The organism is Bacillus coahuilensis m4-4 (assembly GCF_000171615.1).
GTDB classification, from domain to species: domain Bacteria; phylum Bacillota; class Bacilli; order Bacillales; family Bacillaceae_K; genus Bacillus_T; species Bacillus_T coahuilensis.
The window spans coordinates 1-2,525 of the sequence record NZ_ABFU01000073.1 but is presented as its reverse complement, the minus strand read 5'-3'; the positions used below and the strand labels follow the sequence as shown (position 1 = coordinate 2,525).

Below are 2,525 nucleotides of genomic sequence, written 5' to 3'. Positions count from 1 at the left end.
AGGACGAATTAAATTCGTCCTTTCCTTAACTTACCCATTTGGATATGTTGCTTTAATATGATTAACAGTTGCTGTTATCCATTCTTTTAACACGTCTTCGTCTATATCAGCAAGTTTATTCACATACACACAGGCCTTTCCTGTTGTGTGCTTACCAAATCGGCTGGATAATTCCGTACGCGTTTCTTCACTTGTAGCAAAATATAGACTAATTTTCGCTTTTCGGGGGGAAAATCCAACGATTGGGGCATCTCCTTCATGTCCTGAGTCATAACGGTAATGATAGGAACCAAATCCGATAATACTTGGTCCCCACATTTTTGCTGAATAACCAGTCGTTTCTGTGAAAATGTCCAGTAGCTTATAGGCATCTTCTCGTTTTTTAGGACTTTCTACCGATTCAATAAATTCCACTACATCCCGATCGTTTTCCTTTGTTTTCAGTTCGTACATTCCCATCCTCCTCTTAATTAAGAGCCAGACTCTTCTCTATAGTCACAATACTCTATAATACTACCTTCAGTATCAGCTGGGTTTAAATAAATTAACCTTCTCCCGTGCTTATTAATCCTTCTTGTTTCAGGGAGTACGCGTATCCCTAATTGATTGAGTTCTGCTATCGCCTCATCTAAGTCTCGTACTCTGTAGGCCACATGATGAACTCCTTTTCCTTTTTGCTTAATAAAGCGAGCAATAGGCGAAGTTGTATTATTGGTTGGAGCAAGTAACTCAAACCGTTCACCCTGTATATCAATCACCGCAATTTCACTCTCTACCCCAGGAGCTTCACTACGATACTGATCTAGTAATGTACCTCCCAGAACGGTTGTATAAAATGCGATACTCCCCTGCAAATCTCTAACAGCAATACCGATGTGATCAAGATGTTTATCCATATTATGTGTGAAGTCCTTTCCACGTCGTTTAATATACGTATGAATCTAACAAGTCTACCATATCATACATTTCGTATTCTTCCGCAAGCTCAATTGGGGTATATTGTCCTTCTCCACTATACGTTGGATCGGCTCCATTTTCTAATAAGTATTGAATGATTTCCTCACTAGCCCAGTATTCTACCGCAGACATTAAAGGCGTGTATCCATAGTCATCACTATCATTGATTCCAATTCCTGCGCTTAATAGAACATCAACCGTATCAACTGTACCATATTGGAACGCATAGTCTAAAAGAGAATTACCATAATCATTTGTTGTCTCAGGGGCTGCAAATTGTAAATACTCTTCTAAAAACATACGCTTATCTTCATCTATTATGGCTTCGTGCATCAATGTTTCCCCCGAATCCAAAATAAAGGCAGGATCTTGTCCTTCTTCTAACAATCTTCTAGTTTCATCTAGGTCATCATAATAAAAGGCTTCTTCCAACTCTGTTGGATCTTCGCTTAGGGCGTATTCATAGGAAAAATCCATTTCAGTTCCTAATCCTGCCGCCATCCATTCCTCATCTACTACTTTACCAATAAAATAAAACATAGCTGTGAGCGCAATAATGGATGCAATATATAAGGCCATGGCTAGAGCTAGACCTAATAAAATTTTCCCCATTGGCGCTTTAAATCTACGTGGTAAAGTACCCTTCATAAACGCTTCTACTGCATCAATTCGCTTTGGAAGTGCTGGATGTGTGGAAAGCTTCTCACTAAACCAAGCAAAAAAACTTTTTTCTTGTTCCAGCTGTTCAATGTACGCTTCACGATCCACATTTACATACAACTCTTTACCTATCGCAAGAATGGTTAAAGCATTCGCTGCTGCTTCACTGTTTTGAATATACGTGGCAGCCATTCGGTCACATGTATACTCACACCCTCTTGAATAGGCTTCCCCTAATAACGGAAAAAAGTTAGCCGGTAATAATAAGACGCTTTTAAGCATATGATTTCTTTTTATATGAGCTAATTCATGAGCCAAAACAAATGTTAGTTCATCTTCGTTATCATGTTTGATCAGTTCAAATATATCAGAATACAAAACAACCATATGGCGACCAAACAATCTGGTTGCGAACGCATTCAATATCCCTGATGACTCAACAACATACACATCTGGTACTCTCTTTAATCCCATTTGCCCACTAAGCTCTTCTACTCGTTTATAAAAGTCCGGGAACTGCTTTTGAGTAATTTTCACTCCATTACTTCGGATATTTCCAATAAAAATCCCCTGAACAAAAAAAGAACTAACTAGGATAAACGCTAGAATAATAATCCCCACTACAGACAATGCCAAAAATAAATAGGCCATAACACTAACAATAATAGCAATGATAAAATAAGTCTCTTCCTTTTGATGAACCAAATTCTTCTGATTCATACCTTCACTCCCTTTCTCTCTCTCTAAAAATAGTTTAAAGGAATGATAGGAAAATACTAGAGATTTTTTGTAAATTTGTAAAATAATTTCTTAGAGAAAGCGGAGCCGACTGGGTAGGGGCGTACAGGGTGGAGGGCTTATCCCCAGAAATAAAGGAAACACGGAGAGCGTCAGCGATCCGATGTTGA

At 38.5% G+C, this 2,525-nt stretch carries 3 protein-coding genes; all 3 read right to left on the bottom strand.

Features of this window, described 5'->3' with window-relative positions; all coding sequences use genetic code 11:
• Positions 1-30 precede the first annotated feature (30 nt).
• Genes M44_RS18645 through M44_RS24365 form a run of 3 tightly spaced genes read right to left on the bottom strand, consistent with a single transcriptional unit; the run spans position 31 to position 2,337 of the window.
• The gene (locus M44_RS18645; protein ID WP_010176115.1) at positions 31-453 is read right to left on the bottom strand and encodes a DUF1801 domain-containing protein; all 423 of its coding nucleotides are present in this window, start codon (positions 451-453) and stop codon (positions 31-33) included.
• A 17-nt stretch (positions 454-470) separates the two neighbouring features.
• Positions 471-896 carry a VOC family protein gene (locus tag M44_RS18640; RefSeq protein ID WP_010176113.1) on the bottom strand — a complete coding sequence of 142 codons (426 nt, stop codon included), beginning with the start codon at positions 894-896 and terminating at the stop codon, positions 471-473.
• A gap of 28 nt (positions 897-924) precedes the next feature.
• Positions 925-2,337, bottom strand: a complete 1,413-nt coding sequence (locus M44_RS24365; RefSeq protein ID WP_010176112.1) for a M48 family metallopeptidase — start codon at positions 2,335-2,337, stop codon at positions 925-927.
• Between the last annotated feature and the right edge of the window lie 188 nt (positions 2,338-2,525).